We start from the raw sequence: 18,813 nt of genomic DNA, 5'->3' as shown, positions 1-18,813 counted from the left end.
GCTCAGAGGTCGCTGCTCGTGGCGAACGGGTCGAAGGAGTCGTCCTCCTCCACGGCGGTGGCGATGGCTTCCCGGTTCTCCTCGGCCATCCGCTCCAGGTGCCCCCGCAACAGCGCCGCGTTGGGCGAGTCGCCCGCGAAGACCGCCTGCCAACTGTCCCTCCCGGACTCGATGCGGCGGGCCAGCTCGCGCATGTCGTCCCCCAGGTCACCGCGGGCCGCGGCCTCCTGGAGCGCCCGCATGGCCTCGGGCGAGGGTTCGTTGCGGCGCTGGAACCGGTAGAGGTCCTGCTGGGCGCGCTCGATCACACCGTCGAGTTCGGCCCTGGCGGCGCGGATGCGGTCCTCGGGGGTGGTCACCGGCCCGCCCCGGCCGGGACGGGTGCGCCCGCGGGGGCGGGCGGCAGGGACTCGGCGGTGAAGGTGGCGACGCAGAGCTTGATCGAGTCGATGACGAGGGTGAGGAAGTTCCAGAACACGGTGATCACCTTGCGGGCGTTGTTCACCATCGTGATGGCTTCCTTGACCGACTCGATCAGCTTCCACTGCCCGTAGAAGGGGATGGAGGCGTTGCTCAGGCCCGCGGACACCACGGAGATCACGGTCTTGATGATGTCGACGACGCACTGGGCCATCTTCACGGCCTGGTCGACCATGTCGACGAGGTGGTCCGACATCACCCGCATCTTGGCGGCCTGGTCGGCCAGCGCGGTGCCCCACTTGCCCATCTGCCCCGCGGACGCCGAGGCCGCCGCCCCGGTCCAGGTGGCGGTGATCGCCGCCGCGCCGGAGCGCAGGTTCGCCTCGACGGCCTCCACGCACGCCGCGACGCAGTCCCAGGCGGAGGCCTGCATCGAGGCCTTCCGCACGTCACCGGCGATCCACTTGGTGACGTACTCGCGCGGGTCGGGCCCGCCGACCCAGACGATCAGGTCGCACACCTTGTCCAGGATCCAGCCGAAGGACACCTCGGGCAGGGTGGCGCCCGACGCGCTGGGCGCGGTCAGCTTCCCCTGCGCGGACGCGACGTCGTCGAACCCGTTCGCCACACCGTCGTCCGAGGAGTGCAGGACACCCGTGCCGCCGAGTTCGACGAACCGGTCCCGCCCCTGCTTGTCGGCGTCGCGGTAGGCATCGGCGCAGGAGGTGAGCGCGCCCTGCTCCAGGCCGAGACCGCTGCCGTCCTTGCCGAGGATGTCGTGCACCTTCGTCAGCAGGCCCGCGTAGTCGCCGGTGATCAGCTCCAGGATGGCGCCGAAGTCGGCGTCGGCGATGTTGCCCGTCGCGTACGCCTGCGCGGCCCCGCAGTCGGTCGACGCCCGCCCGGTCTGGGCGGCCCACCCGCGCAGGTCGGCCAGTTCCACGGTCACATCGGTCACGCCGGTTCCCCCGTCATCGTGTTTTCCAGAAGAGCACCAGGTAAGCCGCCTGCGCCACGACCACCCCGAGGATGACCGCCCACTGCGCCCCGAACGACCACTTCCGCCGCACCGCCACACCCACCAGCACCACCCCCACAGCCCCGGCCACCACCCCGGCGACCGCCCACCCCAGCACACCGGACGTGACCCCCACAACGGGAACGACCAGCGAGAACAGCACGGCGCCGATCAGCAACCAGTCGCGCAGGAACCCCTCGGCCAGCGCGACCGCGAACCGGGGCACAGCACGCCACCACGCCCGTCGCCGCTCGTCCCCCACCGAGTCGTCCACCTCACCGGCCGCCCGGTGCGCGGCCTCGAAGAACGGCCCGTCCTCCCGCTCGACCACCCCGACTCCTCTCCCCGCCGATACCTCCGACGCCCACCTCCACCGCCGGGTTCCCCACCACCGGTATTTTCCCTCCCGCAACCGGAGGAGGCCCCATGCGCATCATCGTCGACGACCTGAGCGGCCCGAAAATCGCCCACCTGCTCACCGAACACCTCGCCGACATGCGCGCGATCACCCCCCTGGAGAGCAAGCACGCCCTGGACCTTGACGGTCTCCGCACCCCCGACATCACCTTCTGGTCAGTCCTCGACGACAACACCCCGGTCGCCTGCGGCGCGATCAAACGCCTCGACGAAACCCACGCCGAACTCAAGTCGATGCGCACCGCGACAACCCACCGCGGTCGAGGCATCGCCGCCCGACTGCTCGACCACATCCTCACCGAATCCCGGCGAATGGGCTTCACCCGCCTGAGCCTGGAAACCGGCTCAGCCGACTTCTTCACCCCGGCGAGGACCCTCTACGAACGCGCAGGCTTCACCTACTGCGAACCCTTCGCCGACTACCGACCCGACCCGCACAGCGTCTTCCTGACCAGAACCCTCTGACGACGCGTTCGCGCCCCGGTCAGGACTCGATGTCGATCAGCGCCGGATAACCGCGTGCCCGCAACCGAACCGGCGCGGCATAAGTGCCGTCGCGCAGCAGGTTCGGAGTGGTGAATGTCGCCCGCTGGACGGCACCGTCTTTCAGGAAGACCAATACGTGACCGCGCTGGGTGAACTCGTCCTCCATGGGAACGGGAACACCGACCTGCTTCTCCACGAAGTTCCGGCTGACCGGCTCCGGGGAAACGTAGACGGTGTCCCAGTCGCCGCCTGCGAGATCACTCAGCAGCACCTCCCCACCGTTCTGCCGCAACTCGCGCAGACTGGCGGAGAGCTGTTCGTCCTCAGTCAACCGATGACCTCCATTCGAGCACCCCGTCAGCAAGACGGCGAGAGCGACGAGCAGGGCGACGAGCGTTCTAGTTGTCATAGGTGCCGTAGCTGTCGCCGTCGCCACCGGGGTTGTACCCACCTGATGTGTCATCCTCGTACTCGCCCTGCGCCTTGGGGTCGTTCCCGCCGGTCGCCGGATCGTCCTGGGCGCGGCCCGTCTCACCGATGGGCACCTCGTTGCTGGGCACCAACCTGCCGTCCGAGCCGACGACAACCATCTCACCGTCACGAACCGCCTTGTCGATGTGCTCCTTCAGCTCTTCCGGTCCCGCGTCGGGGTGCTCCGCCGCGATCCGCCGCCCGACTTCGTTGTTGTGCAGGTCCATCGCTTCAGCGGTGGCACTGTTGGTGTCCACGCGTTCGTGGGCGGTGGTGTACTGCGCCGCCCACTCCGGCCCGAACCTGTTCGCCAACATCGCGTTCCAATAGGCGTGGCGGAAGGCATCGGAGTGCCCATCGGTGATCCCCGCACCCCCGAATACGTTCTCGGCGTCGTGGATGGCGGTCCTGTAGATGTCGTAGGCGTCCTTGGTCCCCGCCAGCCCGATGTCATCGAGCATGGCAGCCTCCCCGGCCGTCATCTTCTGGGGTTTGATCCCCATCTGCTCCAGCGCCCACCCCAGCATCCCGTCCGGGTACATGACGACCCCGCCGGGGTCGACGGTGACGTTGTACTTCCTCAACAACTCGTCGTGGAAACCACCTTGCCGCTCTCCCGCCGAAGCGGCATCGGCGAGCGAGACGGCACCTCCATCGGTGACACCGTCCGCGGCCACCTTGTCCAGCACACCCGACAGGAAACCGTCGACCTCGTCCGCCAACCGCGTGACCACCCGAACCCGTTCCCGGAGATCAGCCGCAACAGCTTCCTCATCGGCACCCCCGGCACCCACTCCAGCAGCCCGGACGACCTGCCCACCGTCATCGACGACGAACCCGTGGGCACCCGCGACCTCATCGACTTCCCGGACCAACCGCTCGATCACCACCACCGAGTCCGCCGCATCCCCCACAGCACGCCGAGCCGCCGCGATCCCGGCGACGATGTGCTCCATCCGATCAGCCAACCGGTCGCGCTCGGTGTGAGCGGCCTGCGCGGCTTCCCCCTGCCACCCGTCAGGAACCCCCGCGGCCGCCAGCTCGTCACCGGTCCCGACAAGCACCTGCCCATCGCTGTTGAGCACCCCGACAGCCACGTCCAGCGGACCAGCCCGCCACTGCCGAACATCCCCGAAATCGACCATCACCCCACCCCACCACGGAACGCAGCCGCGGCCTCAGCCTCATTCGCCTCGTACAACTCGGCCGATGCCGTGAGCTCGCGCGCATACCCCCGCGTTTCCACCACCCACGCGGCCAACCGCGTCCGCCAGTGATCCCCCGCGCCAACCGCACTCCGCGCGGTCCGAGAACCCGGCAGAGCACCGCCCACACTCCGGATCGCCGCATCGGGATCAACTCCACTGGCGACATCGGCCGCTTCCCCCGCGGCCCCGGCAGCACGCCGGATCTCCCCGGTGACAACGTCATATCCGTTCGGCACGCAAGCCCCCTCTCAACGCCGGGACCAGCCAAGAGCACAACACCCCCACTTCACGGCCAAATCAGCATGTATCACCCAAACAGGCTAATTCGCACCGATCAGGCAGTGGCATCAAGGCTGTGCCCGGGTACCACGTCTGCGTCCGAACCGCTGGAGGAAGGAGGCGACGGTGCGGGACGCGTCACAGCAGCGCGTCGAACTCGATCCGGACCAGAGCCCATCAGTGGATCACCACCTTGCCCGCCCGAGGCGACCAACCACTTGAGGTCGTCGCGATCCACCGGGGACAGCCTGCTCGTGGCCAGCGCAACGCACTCCCCGGCCGCGCTCTCCCCGGCGATCAACTTCTGGACCGCAGGTGTCGATCCCAGAACCGTTCCGAGAGGAGTCGGACCTGCCGACCCGAGACCGTGGTGTCACGCCTTCAGGTAGGCCAGCACGGCCAGCACCCTGCGGTGGCCCGCGTCCGTGGTGGGCAGGCCGAGCTTGGTGAAGATGTTGCCGATGTGCTTGTGCACGGCGCCGTCGCTGATCACCAGCAGGGCGCCGATCGTGGCGTTGGAGTGGCCTTCGGCCATCAGCCCCAGCACCTCGCGCTCGCGCGGCGTCAGGCGCAGCAGGGGGTCGTCGGCGCGCCTGCGCACCAGGAGTTGGGCCACGACCTCGGGGTCCAACGCCGTGCCGCCCGCGGCGACCCGCTCCAGGGCGTCCAGGAAGTCGGCCACCTTGCCCACCCGCTCCTTGAGCAGGTAGCCGACACCGCCCGCGCCGTCGGCCAGCAACTCGGTCGCGTAGCTCTCCTCCACGTGCGCGGACAGCACGAGCACCGGGAGCCCCGGCCACCGCTCGCGCGCCCGGACCGCCGCGCGCAGGCCCTCGTCGCGGAACGTCGGCGGCATCCGGACGTCCACCACGGCGACGTCCGGCCGGTCGGCGTCGAGCGCGGTCAGCAGGTCGTCGGGGTTGTCGACGGCGGAGGTGACCTCCATCCCCTCGGCGCGCAGCAGGTGCGTCAGGCCTTCCCGGAGCAGGGCGTCGTCCTCGGCGATCACTATGCGCACGGCTCATGGTCCCGCAGGGATGTCCACCCGCACGACAGTGGGTCCACCCGCGGGGCTGTCGATCCTGGTCGTGCCGTCGAACGCGGCCACCCGACCCCGGATGCCGGTCAGCCCGCTGCCGGGCGCCCGGTCGGCCCCGCCGCAGCCGTCGTCGGTGACCTCGACGACGAGCACGTCGTCCTCGTGGCGCAGGTCCACGGTGATCCGGTCGGCCCCGCTGTGCTTGACGGCGTTGGTCAGCGCCTCCGCTACGACGAAGTACGCCGCCGCCTCCACCGCCGCGGGCAGGCGCGGGATGGGGTGTTCCTCCAGGGTGCACGGGATCGCGCAGTGCGCGACCAGCGATGCCACGGCGCCCGTCAGCCCCCGGTCGGCCAGCACGGGCGGGTAGATGGCCCGCACGACCTCGCGCAGTTCGGCGAGCGCGTCGGTGGCCGCCTCCCTGGCGGCGGCGACCACCGGCAGCGCCGCGCCCGGGTCGCGGGTCAGCGCGCGCTCCACCATGCCCAGGTGCATCACCACCGCGACGATCCGGTTCTGCGTGCCGTCGTGCAGGCTGCGCTCGATGCGCCGCAGCTCGGCCCCGTGCGCCTCCAGCGCCGCCGCCCGCGTCGCGGTGACCTCGGCCAGGCGCTCGGTGAGCGTCCGCTTCGACGGCGCGAGCCTGGCCGCGCTGGTCCTCGCCCACCAGCGGGCCAGCGGCGGCACCAGCACCACGCCCAGCAGGCCGTACGCGGCGGCGACCAGCACCGCGACCCCCGCGCCCGCCCAGGACGCCACCGGGTTGTCGAACGTCGTGCTCGCGCCGGGCAGGAAAGGCCAGAACGCGGCCACGAACAGGTTCTGCACGACACCGGCGGGCGAGCCGATGGCCACCAACCCCGCGAACAGGCCGAGCGTGCCCTGCAGCGCCAGCCACTGGACGTCCCTGCGGTCGCGCGGGCTGGTCACCGCCTCCACGACGCCGGTGCCCGCGGCCGCGGGCGGCGGCGGGATCGTGGTCGCCAGGTACCGGCCGACGCGGTCCCGCTCGGCCGCGGCCAGGCGGCGGGCGAACCGGACGACGTGCGGGAGCAGCGGCAGCGGGACGACCAGACCCACGCACACGACCATCGCCAGCAGCGCGGCCATGGCCTGGCACCCGACCACGACGGTGGCGGCGAGGAACCCCCACGCCCTGCGCCACTGCCGGTCCGGGGAGGGGACGTTCACGGTGGCTGCTCCTCTCGGGGCGACGGTGGTGGGCAATCGTGGCACGAGCCGTGGCCGGGTCACCTCAGGCGCCCGTGCCGACGGGACGGCCGCGCGGGGCGCTCGCGGCAGGCGAGCGGGTCATACGAGGACCTCGGTCTTCCGGGCGGTGGGGCTGGTGACCGGAGCGGTGTAGCCGAGCCTGCCGCGGGTGGCGGCGATGACGACCAGGCAGAGCGCGCCCAAGCCGAGCGCGGGCCCCCAGGCCCAGACGGGGTTCTCGCCGGGGAAGACCTCGGAGAAGGCGATCGACTGGAAGTTGTTGATCGAGCAGTGCAGCAGCATGACCAGCGGCACGCTCTGGCGGCCCTTGTTGTAGACCAGCGTGATCAGGATGCTCATCTCCACCGCCATGATCACGAACCGCCCGATCGCGACCGGCCCGACGTCCGGGCCGCCCCACGGGGTGAGGAACAGCGGGAAGTGCCAGAGCGACCACAGGGCACCGAGGATGAGCGTCGCCACGAGGGGGTGGTGGCGCTGCTGCAGGCGGGTCAGCGCGAAGTCGCGCCAGCCGGGCTCCTCGGACAGACCCGTGGTGAAGAACTGGAGCACGAGCATCGGCAGGTACAGGGCCAGCACCGTCATCGACGGGAACCGCATGGCCTCCCCGGCGCCGGGGAGCACCGCGGTGCCCACCACGATGGCGGTCGGCACCGCGAGCAGCGCCACCGCGTACCACCCGATCCCGGCGCGGAACCGGAACAACCGCCCGCGCCACCGCCGCAGGCCCGCGCGCCCCTCGGTGATCGCCGTGACGGTGAACGCGGCGGTCAGCGGCCCGAGGTACGCGCCGGGAAGGATCGCGGTGAGCTGGTTGCCCATGATGAAGTCGGGGTAACGGAAGTCCAGGACGCCGAACCCGTCGAGCGACAGGATGTACGGCGTCCACGCGAGCCAGCTGATGCCGTTGGCGAGGGCGAAGAACGTGATCAGCGGGTACCGCCGGACCAGGGCCTGCCAGCGGTTGGGCGGGGCGTGGCCGGTGCGGGCGGCTGGTGTCGAAGTCATGACTCGAAGGCTAGGAATGGATCTCGGGAAAAGCAGTGCAGGCGACGGGCGTCCTCGTGGTGGAGCAGACTCCACCACGGCCGGTGCCGCTCGCCGACCACGGCGGAACAGTCGCGCCGGTGTTGGCCTCGGCCCGTTTTCCGTTCCCCGCGCAGGCGGGGCTGTTCCATGAGTTCGCTCGGCTCAGCCACGTCACCTGCCCCTCGGTCGTGCGGTGCGGCAACCGCTTGGGGGACTCGGCGGCGGTGCGGGAGAACTGGGTGAGGTTGGCCAGCAGGCGGAAGGCGAACCGGCGGCCCGGGGTGAGCGCGTCGAGCACCTGCCGCATCGACTGCCTCTCCGGCGCCCGGGCGACGTGCCCCTCGGGGAGGCGGCTCCAGTCCGGGCGGGTGGCGCTCTGCACGAGCTGGGTGACGGCGGTGCGGGCCGGGTCGATCCGCCAGAGGACGCCGTGCGCCTGGCGGTAGGTGCTCAGCCCCGGCTGATCGGGGTAGGCGGACATCAGCGTGCGGTGCATGTCGTGCACGTCGGCGATGCCGCGCTTGACACTGGGGGGCCGGGAGTTGTTCCACCCGGACAACGCCGATGAGACCGTCGACGCGATGATGGGCGTTCAAGCCGGTCCGCACGAGGCACCCGTGACCAGCAACGCCAAAGCGCGCAAGGCGGAAGCGAAACGGCGGCTGCGAAAGCTGCAAGAGGCGATCGCGGCCGGTGTCGACCCCCGCTGCCCTGGTCGAACCGATCAACCAGGCACAAGCCGAACGAGTGGCCGCACAAGTCGAGATCGACAACCAGCCCGCCGTGGGTGAACTGGACCGGGCCGAGGTCTACGCCATGATCGACTCACTCGGCGACGTCGGCGCCACGCTCGCGGACGCCAAGCCCGCCGGGCTGGTCCGGCTGTACCGGGCGGTCGACCTACACCTTCGGTACAAACCAAAAGAGCAGCCCGTCTACGCAACAGCCTGCCCCGGTGTAGATAGTGCGTGTGTCCGAGGTCGTACCCAGGCATTGTCCCTACGCCTGGCGCTGCCGTGACACCCACACCAAGTTGTTGATCATGAACCTAGTCGTGGGGTAATGGAGTGTCCGCGGTGCGAGATACGCAATGTCTAAACGGCTCAGCCTCCTGACATAACAGGCCGGGTGAAATTCCTTACCGCAACCTATTCTCAAGGTCAATTGACACCAAAAGATGCGATTCTGAACTAGATCGAGTTATTAGCGCAATTGATTTATGTTCTCACGCCATCGCTCAAGGGAGAAGACAAATCAACCTGCTCATCTTTGCCGGATCTCAGATGATAGAATCATCGCACATCTAAAGTCAACTTAAGTGACGGTCTAATGACAATAAATAGGCAATCGAAGTTGCCGACAAATATAGAGCGCGACATTTTTATAGACGTTATGAACGCTCAGAATGTACCAACGGAACTGAGTGTGAGAGCATGGTCCGCCGTCGAAGGAAAGTGTACAGGCGCATTGCTGTATGGAAGCTGGGCACGCCAAGATGCACAATTTCATTCGGACCTCGATTTACTAATTCTAAATTGGAGCGGGTTAGTTCCTAAACCAGGACCGAAGATAAGCGTCTCTCGCTACAGCAGCGCGAAGTTGTTGAGTTCTAACAGAACACTATTTGGTATGCATCTGTCGCGCGATTCGGTGATATTCCATGACCCCTACGGAGACTTAGGTGCCATTCTTGACTCGTTCGAGCCACCTGATCCGATAGATCTGCTATCGCGCATCAAGAAGTACTCCATGGTGCTAGATGTTGCAGAAGACGACTTAAAGCAGTATCTCCCAGGCTTGACCCAGGTAGCTCGTTACCTACTCCGGACTGCTATCTACGCTCTTGCGCTTCAGCAGGGTAACCCATGTTTTTCGCTCAAGGAACTCGCCGAACGCTTCGAAACTCCCGAGTATCATGTAATTCTTTCATCGCACGCCGAGATCTATCCGTCGCCGACTTCTGAAGTTTTCAACGATCTCGTCGTACGTCTGCAGAAGGTATTAGGGGTCCTTCCTTCTAATCCTTTTGGTTCACTACACGGTCTGATTGTCGGTATGTCTAGTACAGAACGTGATGTATCCAATCTTGGGACCTTTGCGTTAGGAAGCGACGAATCTCTTCCATACGATGAAATCGAAAGAATTGTACTGTGAACGATATCGCCTTCATAGGGGATATTCATGGGCACGTCGAGCCGCTCGTGAACTTACTACGTAAGGTTGTACCGCAAACTGACAAATTGGTGTTCTTAGGGGACTACATCAATCGAGGCCCAAACTCGAAGGCTGTTATATCTACCCTGATAGAACTGAGCACAAGAAACGATCTGGACTGTACGTTTTTACTTGGAAATCACGAAGAAGCTCTCTTGCGCGCTCTGGACACCAGGGCGATTGACCCATTTCTCCGAATAGGTGGCGCGTCGACAATATTGTCTTACCTAGACCAAGCGGAGGGCGACGTCGCCGACTCCTTCTTTCAATCTTTTCCTCCAGAACATTGGAGCTTCCTCAAAAGTTTGGTTCGAGTATTTCGAACTAGTGGTCTTATGGCCACGCACGATCCCAAATCTCCAGGAGTTCAGAAAACCCCAAATGGCGTCTTCCGAATTCACGGGCATATTCCACAGCGTGGACAAATACCTGTAATTGAAGGTTCGACAGCTTTTATTGACACCGGTTGCGGAACGATCGAGGGAGCGCCATTGTCATGCCTGTTTTGGCCGAGTCTTACTTGGCTTCAGTCTGATCTCTAGATATGGTTGTCAGCAAAGACCTCACGCAGCGTCTTCTTTGCCGACCAAAGCTAGCTCAGCGCTTTCTACTTCTCTTGACAGATTAAAATCGTCAATTGAGTTCAGTTCTCTCTTCGCAGACGCGAGGCACTCCTGAGCCTCTTGGAATCTGGATAAACCAGTGTAGGCGAGACAAAGCAGCAAATTTCCATTCGCTTGGCCTATGAGATTGTCTGATTCGACATTGTCTTCCAGGCATTTAGTGGCATACTCAATTGCCTCAGTGAACTGCGCTTTGGCGATGCATAGACGTGCGAACAGCGAACGCGTGATACTAATCCCGTCTGAGTGACCCAGACTTATATTAATCGCGAATGCTTGGTCAAGAAGTTGTTTAACTCCCTCGGTCCTCTCCTGCCGAAGCACGGCTTCGGCTTTTCCGCACAGAACATTTGCAAGAAGATGCTGGTCCAACTCAACCCCAACTGTATCCGCTGCTTCAGAGAAATACTGCTCTGCTTCAGCAAATTGCCCCGTGATCAATTGTCGACGACCCATATTGGCGGCCGATTGAGCCAAGTCTCTGCCTGAGCCAAATTCATTGCGTAGGGCGTGAGCCCTTTCAAAACTTTCCTCTGCTTTTTCCACCTTGCGCGCGCGAAGTAAACTCAAGCCGTAGTTATCCAGCGCGTAGCACAGATCCTTATATACCGGGTGCTTGCTTGATTCAGCCGTTTGGATGGCTTCATGAAGTACTTTGATCGAACGTGCAATATTGCCTTGCTTGCGATAGATGACACCCATGTTAGCAAGGGTATTGATCCGCAGACTAACAGCATCCGTGCTGGTATCACCGATGATTTCGGGATTAGCAAGGATTGCTTGGTTGATTTCCAACGCCTTTGTTACTCGACCCGTGCGTCGCATAAACAGTGCGAATTCCGACAAGGCTGCTGGATCATTGTCTTTGATGGCGAAAGCGAAAGCCGCTTCAGCTTGCATAGTTAGGCCATTGGCTGCGTGCTCTTTAGCTTTCTCAAGTATCTGCTCGGGCGTAGCTGAAAAGGGCTGAGGTTGCACAGAGCCTTGCAGCGGCTTTACAAGAGCACGCATAGTGATGGGCATTCGTGGCGAAAGGGGAAGCGACCACTTGTGCAACTGAGCATAGATCTTCGCAGAAAAACTCTCAATCGAGTCAAAAACACCGTAAAAGAGTTCTTTCGATTTCTCAATTGAGTCTCGAAAGTCCATCACGCTCTGGAGTTGAGGACCTCGGTCGAGCAGCCTCTCCGGATCGACCGTCTTGAACAATATGTACACGTCGCGCATATGTGCTTCTGGCCGGGACAGTAAGTCGATGCAGCGGTAAAATTCTTCTTCTGTACCGGAGGTGTAATCTCCTCCGATTGTCGATGCTGAACCCCAACGGCTTCCAAGTATCAAAATCATGTAGTCGCACTGGTCTATATCCTGATTTATTATCTCTTGCGGTCGACCAACTCCGCCCGCAATATTCTCCCATCCATGAAGGTAGAAGGCGACGCGTTTGGCTTCACCTTCTTTCTCATTGAACTCTTGAGCAAGTGAGCGGCAAGTACTACGCTCCAATTCAAGACCCCTGGGGGAAGCGAGAAAAACTCGCCTTCCTGACACGTCGAACGTCATGCGCGGAATGATACCGTGAGCAGTATCGTCTGGGTCAGCTGTCCCGGTCGGCTACATCTTCCCGGTGATCATCCGCTTGGCAGTCGGCGGGGCGGTGCCAACATCCAGAAGGTTCGACGGTAGTGGCTATAAAATCGGAGTGATCCGCAAATCACGGTATGATCCGCTAGTTTACGGTGATCTCCAGTACGGTAGTATTTATGGCCGATCAGGAGATTTGAGGTGACATCTTGGGTGTATTTAAGATTAGGCGACTCCGACAGGGTTTTTCTACGGTGTTTTGTTCGCGGCGTGGGGTCAAAATATTATTGCGAGATGCTTTGGCTACTTTTGGTGTAATTGGCGGATCATTGCAGGTATACGATATTCTAACTCCAAATGCTAATTATCAACCTGCTTTGATGGTACTTGCTTTGGGAGTAACGCCGGTGGCGGTCGGGTTACATCGTGCGTGGCCACGACTTTCCCTTGTCCGGCACTTGGAGCGCCCGAACGTCTCGATCCAAGTATTGGTCGGCGACTTGTTCGAGCAAAAAACTCACATTGTCGTCGGTTTTACTGATACATTTGATACTGACATCAGCGACGCCCGAATCATTCATCCCAATAGCATTCAAGCACAGTTTCAGCGAAAGTTTTATCCAAATACTTGTGATCTAGATGAAGAACTCAACAATACTCTGCTTTGGACTAGGTCTGAATCGTATGCGACCAACAAGATTTTAGGGAAGTCTGAAAGATTTCCTATAGGCACCACCGTCGCGCTTCAGAAGGACAACCGGATTATCCTTTGCGTTGCATACGCAAGGATGGATGATCGAATGGTTGCTCGTGCGTCTGTTGATGAGATCTGGCACAGTCTTGCTAAACTGTGGGATTCAATCGATATACATGCTCGACGCGAACCGGTTTCTATGGCGATAATTGGAAGTCAGTTGGCGAAAGTGGACTCTTTAGACCGTGCCAGTTTGATCCGGCTGATCACTCTCTCTTTTGTGGCACGGTCGCGATCAAGTCCTGTCACTAATCAGTTGAATATTATTATACATCCCTCTGACATTGAAGAAGTCGATATGCTTGAACTTTCGGCTTTCCTGGCAACGGTGTAGGTCTTTATCTGCCCCAACCCCATGGTATTTGTGGAGATTAGGTACCATTAAACAATGGACAAAAAACATAAAATTCACTTGATTAACGAGCAAATTTCTGAAGCAAGTAACGGACATCCGCAAGACTTCACTCTCTGGCGTGAGAAGACGGGAGTTATCTTAAGGAACGTGTTAGGAGATGCGAATCAGCTTTACAGTAATTTCGTGAGCGTGCGCTATACACCTGGCATATACACCGCTGGAACTGATTTCGCCCCGTACCGGGTGAGTGGTGTCAGGAAAGTGATATCAATACTTGAGGCGGCGAAGTTGGAGATCGAGTTGAGTGGGGGACTTCCGGAGCCTCTCGCAGAGACTGTTGAGACTGGCTCCGACATATTTCTGGTCCACGGTCACGACGATGCAAAGAAACATCAGGTCGCTAGATTCCTGCGTAGCCTGACTAAACGCGAACCCATCGTCCTTCACGAGCAGTCCAGTGCTGGAAACACGCTCATTGAGAAATTCGAGAAATATGCTAGTTCGGTTGCCTACGCTGTAGTGCTCGCTACGAAGGATGACCTGGGTAAAGCGAAAGACGAAGACGTTTTGAAGCCACGCGCGAGGCAGAACGTAGTGTTTGAATTGGGATTCTTTTTTGGCGCCCTGGGCCGCGCGAAAGTTGCTCTAGTGTACGAAGATGGCGTTGAGAATCCCGGAGACGTTTCCGGTATCGCATATGTTCCTCTAGATGAGAGCGGAGCATGGAAGATGTATCTAGCACGAGAAATTGAACAGTCTGGCGTCGGCGTAGAATGGTCTGCGGTGCGACCATAATTCACGGGCGCCAGACTTATGTTTTCGGACATTGAATATGGTGGTACGCGCTCATTTGGCTTATTTCTACAATCGGAACCTGGGCGTAGCGTGCCGTTGGGATTGTTTAGCGACGACGATATGTAGTAGCCCAAGCATTTGCGAGGGCGACGAGGCCGCAGTATCTGCCCAGTTGTGACCGTGGGGCCAGTCGGTGCGGTGGTCGGGGAGGACCCAGAGGTTGCCGTTGTCGTTGTGGTCGGCGGGTTTGCGCAGACTTAGCAGAGGAGGTTGCGCATGGCGCGGCGTCGGGGGCGGCATGGACTTCGCCGTGGGTCGGGCATGAGGTGTCCTGGGCTGGGGACGCCCAGCTGCGGCCGAGACAGGCCCATGTACAGGTTGACCTGCGCCAACAAGGCCGGGACACCTTAGGGCAGAGGTGTCCCACACGCGTGATTTAGGCGCTGAGGACCGGGTTGGAGAGTGGTCCAGGAGGTGTCCCGTCCCGAAGTGGTGGCGGGTCGTGGCGAGGATCGGGCGGCCGTGTCAGGGCCGAGGTGCGGCGGGGGTCTAAGGGCTGGCGGGTCTTGGTCCAGTGGCGGGCGAGTGCGGTGAGGGTGGTGGTGTCGGCCCAGTGGTGGCCGGGTGGGGTGGGGATTGCTGCGGTGGGGGTTTGAGGGCCTTCGGTGACGGGGCCAGGTGGTAGGTGGTCGTGGATGATCAGGTGGCGGTGTTGTTCGATGGCGGTTCCGCGGAAGACGGCGATGAGTGTGTCGCCTTTCGCGAGGCGGAAGGTGTAGCCGCAGTGATAGATACGAACGTGTGGGGTGGTTGATAGTTGAGTGCTGGGGGTGAGGCTCCGGGTTGTGGGCATGGGGTGTCCTGGAGACGTGGGTCAGGGGTTGAGGATGGTGGTGTCGAGTAGTTCGCGGACGAGGTGTGAGGCGAGGAGCCAGGGCAGGCGGGGGCTGTCGTAGTGCAGGGTTTCCGGGCCGAGGAATGTGGGTCGGGGGCTGGTGGGTGAGGGGGCGTAGAGGGCGCCGTGGACGCCTGCGAGTGGGGCGTGGGTGGCGCGGATGATGGCGTGGCCTTTGCGTAGGGCGGGGCAGGCGCGGGTGGAGATGGTCAGGCAGGGTGCGCAGATCGGGGGTTCGGTTACGCCCATGCCGGTGGGCCAGTTGGGCCAGTCGGTGCGGTGGTCGAGGAGGACCCAGAGGATGCCGTCGTCGGTGTGGTCGGCGGGGGCTGCGCAGACTTGGCAGAGGAGTTTGCGCATGGCTCGGCGTTGGCGGGCGGCGTGGACGCGGCCGAATATGGGGGTACCTTGGCCGTGGGCCAGTGGGGTGCGTGCCCAGAGGATGCCGCGGGAGTCGCGGTCGCCGATCATTTCGTCGGGGTAGGTGATGCCTCGGTTTCTGGGGAGGTGGATCACGGGCGTGGGTTTGATAACTTCGTTGCTCCAGGCCGTGACGTAAGGGACGCGCGGGTATCGGGTCGTGGGCATGGCTACTTTGCCTCCGCGGTGTTGCGGAGGTCGTTGTGGAGGAGTTTTCCGGTGGGGGTGTGGAAGTGGTTCAGGAGCCAGCGCAGGGAAGTAATGGTGTCGGTGTAGACGTCGGAGAGTTGGGTGACCGTGTCGCGCGATAGGGGCTTGCTGGCGAGTGTGTCGAGGATGTTGCGGCAGATGGTGGTCAGGCTGTTGAGATTGGCGTGGATGAAATTGGCTTGGAGTGGTGGTGTGTCACAGGTTGCGGGGTCGATTGCGCGTTTGTTGGCCAGCCAGCGGCAGGAGTCGAGGACAGTGCGGCCGGTGCCTTCGAGGTTGTCGAGTTGGAGTGGATCGAGGGTGCCGTTAGAGAGGTTTGCGGCCATCTTTTCGGCTAGGTCTATGAGGGCGTAGAGGTCTTCGTGGAGGTAGGGGAAGCCGGGCGGGCGGGTGCGGTGGCGATGGACCAGCGCGAACGTTGCGAGCATTCCTGCGGTGGCGATGAGGGTCGGCAGGTGCAGGCGGGAGCGCATTGGGTCTCCGTGCGTTTCGTGGGTGGAATCGGATGGTGCCGACTCAACCGGCGAAGGGTGGGAGAAGCCACGGGAGCGGTGTGGGGGCTCCGTGGGGTGGGCGCGGTTCGACCGGTAGGGCCGATTTCGGCTGTTACGGTGATGGAACCGACGCCAGGGAGGGGTGGCCATGAGCCAGTTTCAGCGGCGAGTCGAGTTGGCTGCGGCACGAAAGGCTGCTGGGCACACCCAGGAGAGCCTGAGTGCGGCGTTGGGTGTGGATCGCACGACAGTGGCGACGTGGGAGTCCGGTGAACACATGCCGATGCCGCATGTCCGGCCGATGCTGGCTCGGGAGCTGGGATGCAGCTTGGCGGAAGTCGGTGGGCTGGTGGACGGCGAGACCGTCTCGGCTGTCGCCGTTGGGGAGCTGGCGGAGTGGTGCGCATGGGTGGACGCGCGAGCTGGCTGGGAGCCGGGGACGTGTCGGGCACGGATGGAGTCAGGCGCCCACAGCGGTGCGGTTGGTCGGGACTTGGGGCGGCGGGCTGTTGCTGAGGCGATGCGGACGTTCTACGGCGGTGGGCCGGACGCGGGAGTCTTCCGGGCCGTAGTGGGTGGTGTGGAGGTGGTGACCAGTGTGGCGACGCGGCCGGGGTGGCTCGATGTGCGGCGTTCGCTGGTGGCTGGGGATGGGCTGGAGCTGTCGGTGGGGTCGTCGTTCGAGGTTGGGCAGCTCGGGGAGGTGGCGGCGGAGTGGGCGGTGCGGCGGCTGGCGGAGGCGGCGGCGTCGGGTGGGCGGCTGACGGACTCTCCGTTGTACCGGCTGGTGGAGGTGTCGGTGGCTTCCGGTGTTGTCGAGGGCCGGGTGGAAGTGGCATCGTTTGTGGACTACGCGCTGACGATGGATGTATTGGAGCGCGAAGTCACCGCGGGGGAACTCGGGCTGCGGCGGGCGCTACTGCCCGATCTGGCCTCGGTGTTCGACGTGGGTGGGCGGTTGTGCGTGGGCGGGGTGCCTGCGTTGTGTGCGATCGCGCGGCCTGGTGGGGACTACGTGGTGTTGGTTCAGGAGCGGTCACAGCAGGTGGTCAATGCCGCTGGGCGGTTGGCGGTGATCCCGAAGGGGTTCCATGGGCCGTTGAACGATGTCCGGGCGGACGTTCGGCTGGTGGCGACGGTGCTGCGGGAGCTGGAAGAGGAGCTGTTTGGGCGCGGTGAGCTGGACAGCACGACCGGGGGCATGCGTGCGGCGGCGCCGATGCATCCTGATCGGTTGTCGGCGCCGATGCGGTGGTTGATGGGAGCGCCGGAACGCCTGCGCGTGGAATGCACGGGGTTCGGGTTGAACTTGGTGAGTGGGAACTATGAGTTCGCCGGGTTGGTGGTTGTGGAGGATGAGAGGTTTTGGGAGGAGTTCGGCGGGGCGATCGAAGCCAACTGGGAGTCGGCGGGGTTGATGTTGTATTCGACGCGGGATGCAGACAGCATGAAGGCCCTCATTACCGATGACCGGTGGAGCAATGAGGGCCTGTTTGCGCTGTTGTTGGGGGTTCGGCGGTTGCGGGAGATCGGCGGGGGCCGGGTGAGGTTGCCTGCGGTGGAGTGGGGTGTGGGTTAGGTGGCAGAGGGCCAGCGGACCGTGAGGACGATCGACTGGTCGAGGGCTTCCCAGGAGTGGTCTACGCCGGGGCCCCACATGATGTAGTCGCCCTGGCGGGTCATGGTGGTGGAGCCGCCGGTGACGTCCACACGGAAGTGGCCGCTGATGAGGATGACCAGGGTGGTTCGCTGGTCGTCGGCGGTCCAGTCGGCGCGCTTGTCGCCCGGGGGGTGGATGCCCCACTTGACTTCGACGTCCTTTTGGGAGCGGACGCCTTCGCTGGGGTCGATGAAGTGGCCTACCAGCCAACCGCGGGTGGGGGCGCCGTCGTCTTCGGCGTTGCCGGTTGACCAGTTCTGGTTCACTTGCTTATCTCCCATTCGATATGTGGCAGGTTCACGCGGTTGCCGCCGATTGCGTTGAGGCGGCGGAGGGCTTGCAGCATGGCGAACAGGCCCTCATTGCTCCACGCTACCTCACTGAGGAGTTCGGTTATGAGGTCCGGGTCGCGGGTGGAGTAACGGCGGAGGTTTGCTGATTCCCAGTTTGCTTCTATTGATCCGCCGTGGTCTGCCCAGAATTGTTCGTCCTCTATGACGAGGAGGCTGGGAAACTCATAGTTGCCGCTGACGAGGTTGAGGCCGAAGCCGAGGCATTCCATGCGGACGCGGTCGGGCTCGGCGAGGAGCCAGGCCAGGGGCGTTGACAGGCGGCTCGGGTGCATGGGGTCGGCAGTGCGGATGTCGCCGAGGGTGCCGTCGATGTCGCCGCGGCCGAACAGTTCCTCTTCGGTTTCACGGAGGAGGGTGGCGCCGAGTTGGGCGTCTCCGCGGAGGTCGGTCAGGGGTTGGTGGAAGCCCTTGGGGATGACGGCCAGGCGGCGGGCGGCGTTGATGACATGGCCGGAGCGTTCTTGGATGAGGAGGAGGTAGTCAGCGGGGCCGCGATGGTCGGCGGGGCGGGCTATGGCGGTGAGGGCCAGGACGCCACCGGCGCAGAGGCGGTTGGGAAGGTCGCGGACTGCTTCGACGGTGGGGAGGTGGGCGTCTCGAAGCGGGAGAGCGCCGGGGGTGGTGGGGCGGCCTTCGGCGAGGGCGTCGACCAGCTCGCCTTCGAGGAGGTCGAGGGTGAGGGCATACTCCATGAACGGGGCCACGCCGAACGTGCCGTTGATGCGACCAGGGGTGATGTCGGCGCTGGTGAGGCGGTAGAGCGGGTTGTCGGTGATGCGGGTGCCCAGGGCCAGGGTTTCGGCGATGCGGGTCACGGCGGCGTCGGCGGCGGTTGCGGTGAGGGTGGGGCCGTCGT

20 protein-coding genes and 1 pseudogene are annotated in these 18,813 nt (G+C 63.3%); 7 read left to right on the top strand and 14 right to left on the bottom strand.

The window, feature by feature from the left end:
- Positions 1-2: 2 nt before the first annotated feature.
- The 3 genes from L6E12_RS22745 to L6E12_RS22735 are packed head-to-tail and all read right to left on the bottom strand — an operon-like array spanning position 3 to position 1,769.
- Positions 3-359: a hypothetical protein gene (locus L6E12_RS22745; protein WP_236229956.1), complete on the bottom strand. Its 357-nt coding sequence runs from the start codon at positions 357-359 to the stop codon at positions 3-5.
- Complete coding sequence (locus L6E12_RS22740; RefSeq protein WP_236229955.1) at positions 356-1,378, bottom strand: hypothetical protein; 1,023 nt, start codon at positions 1,376-1,378, stop codon at positions 356-358. Before L6E12_RS22740 ends, L6E12_RS22745 begins: the two co-directional genes overlap by 4 nt.
- Before the next feature lie 13 nt (positions 1,379-1,391).
- A complete protein-coding gene (locus L6E12_RS22735; RefSeq protein ID WP_236229954.1) occupies positions 1,392-1,769 on the bottom strand; it encodes a hypothetical protein in 378 nt (125 codons plus the stop codon).
- A 95-nt stretch (positions 1,770-1,864) separates the two neighbouring features.
- Here L6E12_RS22735 and L6E12_RS22730 point away from each other — a divergent pair, with 95 nt between their 5' ends.
- Complete coding sequence (locus tag L6E12_RS22730) at positions 1,865-2,320, top strand: GNAT family N-acetyltransferase (protein WP_236229953.1); 456 nt, start codon at positions 1,865-1,867, stop codon at positions 2,318-2,320.
- Positions 2,321-2,339: 19 nt separating this feature from the next.
- On the opposite strand, the gene L6E12_RS22725 is transcribed toward L6E12_RS22730, so the two are convergent.
- From L6E12_RS22725 to L6E12_RS22700, 6 genes are all read right to left on the bottom strand, one after another.
- The gene (locus tag L6E12_RS22725) at positions 2,340-2,672 is read right to left on the bottom strand and encodes a hypothetical protein (protein WP_236229952.1); all 333 of its coding nucleotides are present in this window, start codon (positions 2,670-2,672) and stop codon (positions 2,340-2,342) included.
- Positions 2,673-2,739: 67 nt separating this feature from the next.
- Positions 2,740-3,957 carry a hypothetical protein gene (locus L6E12_RS22720; protein ID WP_236229951.1) on the bottom strand — a complete coding sequence of 406 codons (1,218 nt, stop codon included), beginning with the start codon at positions 3,955-3,957 and terminating at the stop codon, positions 2,740-2,742.
- 715 nt (positions 3,958-4,672) lie between these two features.
- The gene (locus L6E12_RS22715; RefSeq protein WP_236229950.1) at positions 4,673-5,317 is read right to left on the bottom strand and encodes a response regulator transcription factor; all 645 of its coding nucleotides are present in this window, start codon (positions 5,315-5,317) and stop codon (positions 4,673-4,675) included.
- Between the two features lie 3 nt (positions 5,318-5,320).
- Positions 5,321-6,529 carry a sensor domain-containing protein gene (locus L6E12_RS22710; RefSeq protein ID WP_236229949.1) on the bottom strand — a complete coding sequence of 403 codons (1,209 nt, stop codon included), beginning with the start codon at positions 6,527-6,529 and terminating at the stop codon, positions 5,321-5,323.
- Positions 6,530-6,649: 120 nt separating this feature from the next.
- On the bottom strand, positions 6,650-7,579 hold the full coding sequence (locus L6E12_RS22705) for a CPBP family intramembrane glutamic endopeptidase (RefSeq protein ID WP_236229948.1): 930 nt from the start codon (positions 7,577-7,579) through the stop codon (positions 6,650-6,652).
- Between the two features lie 10 nt (positions 7,580-7,589).
- Complete coding sequence (locus tag L6E12_RS22700) at positions 7,590-8,159, bottom strand: type I-E CRISPR-associated protein Cas6/Cse3/CasE (RefSeq protein WP_255683374.1); 570 nt, start codon at positions 8,157-8,159, stop codon at positions 7,590-7,592.
- A 134-nt stretch (positions 8,160-8,293) separates the two neighbouring features.
- Here L6E12_RS22700 and L6E12_RS22695 point away from each other — a divergent pair, with 134 nt between their 5' ends.
- The 3 genes from L6E12_RS22695 to L6E12_RS35790 all read left to right on the top strand — a co-directional run bounded on the left by L6E12_RS22695 (position 8,294) and on the right by L6E12_RS35790 (position 10,356).
- Positions 8,294-8,620, top strand: coding sequence for a hypothetical protein (locus L6E12_RS22695; protein ID WP_236229947.1), 327 nt, complete (start codon positions 8,294-8,296; stop codon positions 8,618-8,620).
- Positions 8,621-8,992: 372 nt separating this feature from the next.
- Entirely contained in the window at positions 8,993-9,754 is a 762-nt protein-coding gene (locus L6E12_RS22690) for a nucleotidyltransferase domain-containing protein (RefSeq protein WP_236229946.1), read from the top strand.
- Positions 9,751-10,356 carry a metallophosphoesterase gene (locus L6E12_RS35790; RefSeq protein WP_374201931.1) on the top strand — a complete coding sequence of 202 codons (606 nt, stop codon included), beginning with the start codon at positions 9,751-9,753 and terminating at the stop codon, positions 10,354-10,356. Before L6E12_RS22690 ends, L6E12_RS35790 begins: the two co-directional genes overlap by 4 nt.
- A 21-nt stretch (positions 10,357-10,377) precedes the next feature.
- Here the strand turns inward: L6E12_RS35790 and L6E12_RS22685 are convergent, their stop codons facing one another.
- The gene (locus tag L6E12_RS22685) at positions 10,378-12,000 is read right to left on the bottom strand and encodes a tetratricopeptide repeat protein (protein WP_236229945.1); all 1,623 of its coding nucleotides are present in this window, start codon (positions 11,998-12,000) and stop codon (positions 10,378-10,380) included.
- A gap of 230 nt (positions 12,001-12,230) precedes the next feature.
- Here L6E12_RS22685 and L6E12_RS22680 point away from each other — a divergent pair, with 230 nt between their 5' ends.
- Both L6E12_RS22680 and L6E12_RS22675 read left to right on the top strand, forming a co-directional pair.
- The gene (locus L6E12_RS22680) at positions 12,231-13,109 is read left to right on the top strand and encodes a macro domain-containing protein (protein ID WP_236229944.1); all 879 of its coding nucleotides are present in this window, start codon (positions 12,231-12,233) and stop codon (positions 13,107-13,109) included.
- 204 nt (positions 13,110-13,313) lie between these two features.
- Positions 13,314-13,925, top strand: a complete 612-nt coding sequence (locus tag L6E12_RS22675; protein ID WP_236229943.1) for a TIR domain-containing protein — start codon at positions 13,314-13,316, stop codon at positions 13,923-13,925.
- Between the two features lie 874 nt (positions 13,926-14,799).
- Here the strand turns inward: L6E12_RS22675 and L6E12_RS22670 are convergent.
- Positions 14,800-15,291: a hypothetical protein gene (locus L6E12_RS22670; protein ID WP_236229942.1), complete on the bottom strand. Its 492-nt coding sequence runs from the start codon at positions 15,289-15,291 to the stop codon at positions 14,800-14,802.
- A gap of 119 nt (positions 15,292-15,410) precedes the next feature.
- Positions 15,411-15,923 carry a hypothetical protein gene (locus L6E12_RS22665; protein ID WP_236229941.1) on the bottom strand — a complete coding sequence of 171 codons (513 nt, stop codon included), beginning with the start codon at positions 15,921-15,923 and terminating at the stop codon, positions 15,411-15,413.
- A gap of 169 nt (positions 15,924-16,092) precedes the next feature.
- Between L6E12_RS22665 and L6E12_RS22660 the strand changes: the two genes are divergently transcribed.
- The gene (locus L6E12_RS22660) at positions 16,093-17,523 is read left to right on the top strand and encodes a helix-turn-helix transcriptional regulator (protein WP_236229940.1); all 1,431 of its coding nucleotides are present in this window, start codon (positions 16,093-16,095) and stop codon (positions 17,521-17,523) included.
- Here the strand turns inward: L6E12_RS22660 and L6E12_RS22655 are convergent.
- Together L6E12_RS22655 and L6E12_RS22650 are read right to left on the bottom strand one after the other, a co-directional pair.
- Complete coding sequence (locus L6E12_RS22655) at positions 17,520-17,870, bottom strand: signal peptidase I (protein ID WP_236229939.1); 351 nt, start codon at positions 17,868-17,870, stop codon at positions 17,520-17,522. The genes L6E12_RS22660 and L6E12_RS22655 overlap by 4 nt on opposite strands.
- Positions 17,867-18,813 (bottom strand): annotated as a pseudogene (locus L6E12_RS22650) (transcriptional regulator); the annotation flags it as partial. The gene L6E12_RS22655 and the pseudogene L6E12_RS22650, both read right to left, overlap by 4 nt.

Origin of the sequence: Actinokineospora sp. PR83 (assembly GCF_021056305.1) — a bacterium.
GTDB lineage: Bacteria > Actinomycetota > Actinomycetes > Mycobacteriales > Pseudonocardiaceae > Actinokineospora > Actinokineospora spheciospongiae.
This window is presented reverse-complemented; position numbering and strand designations above follow the sequence as displayed.

What these genes read in the sequence shown, in the direction of transcription:
- L6E12_RS22690 (WP_236229946.1), top strand. Translation starts at nt 8,993, where the DNA reads ATGAACGCTCAGAATGTACCAACGGAACTGAGTGTGAGAGCATGGTCC.
- L6E12_RS22720 (WP_236229951.1), bottom strand. Translation starts at nt 3,957, where the DNA reads ATGGTCGATTTCGGGGATGTTCGGCAGTGGCGGGCTGGTCCGCTGGAC.
- L6E12_RS22730 (WP_236229953.1), top strand. Translation starts at nt 1,865, where the DNA reads ATGCGCATCATCGTCGACGACCTGAGCGGCCCGAAAATCGCCCACCTG.
- L6E12_RS22670 (WP_236229942.1), bottom strand. Translation starts at nt 15,291, where the DNA reads ATGATCGGCGACCGCGACTCCCGCGGCATCCTCTGGGCACGCACCCCA.
- L6E12_RS22665 (WP_236229941.1), bottom strand. Translation starts at nt 15,923, where the DNA reads ATGCGCTCCCGCCTGCACCTGCCGACCCTCATCGCCACCGCAGGAATG.
- L6E12_RS22660 (WP_236229940.1), top strand. Translation starts at nt 16,093, where the DNA reads ATGAGCCAGTTTCAGCGGCGAGTCGAGTTGGCTGCGGCACGAAAGGCT.
- L6E12_RS22705 (WP_236229948.1), bottom strand. Translation starts at nt 7,579, where the DNA reads ATGACTTCGACACCAGCCGCCCGCACCGGCCACGCCCCGCCCAACCGC.
- L6E12_RS22685 (WP_236229945.1), bottom strand. Translation starts at nt 12,000, where the DNA reads ATGACGTTCGACGTGTCAGGAAGGCGAGTTTTTCTCGCTTCCCCCAGG.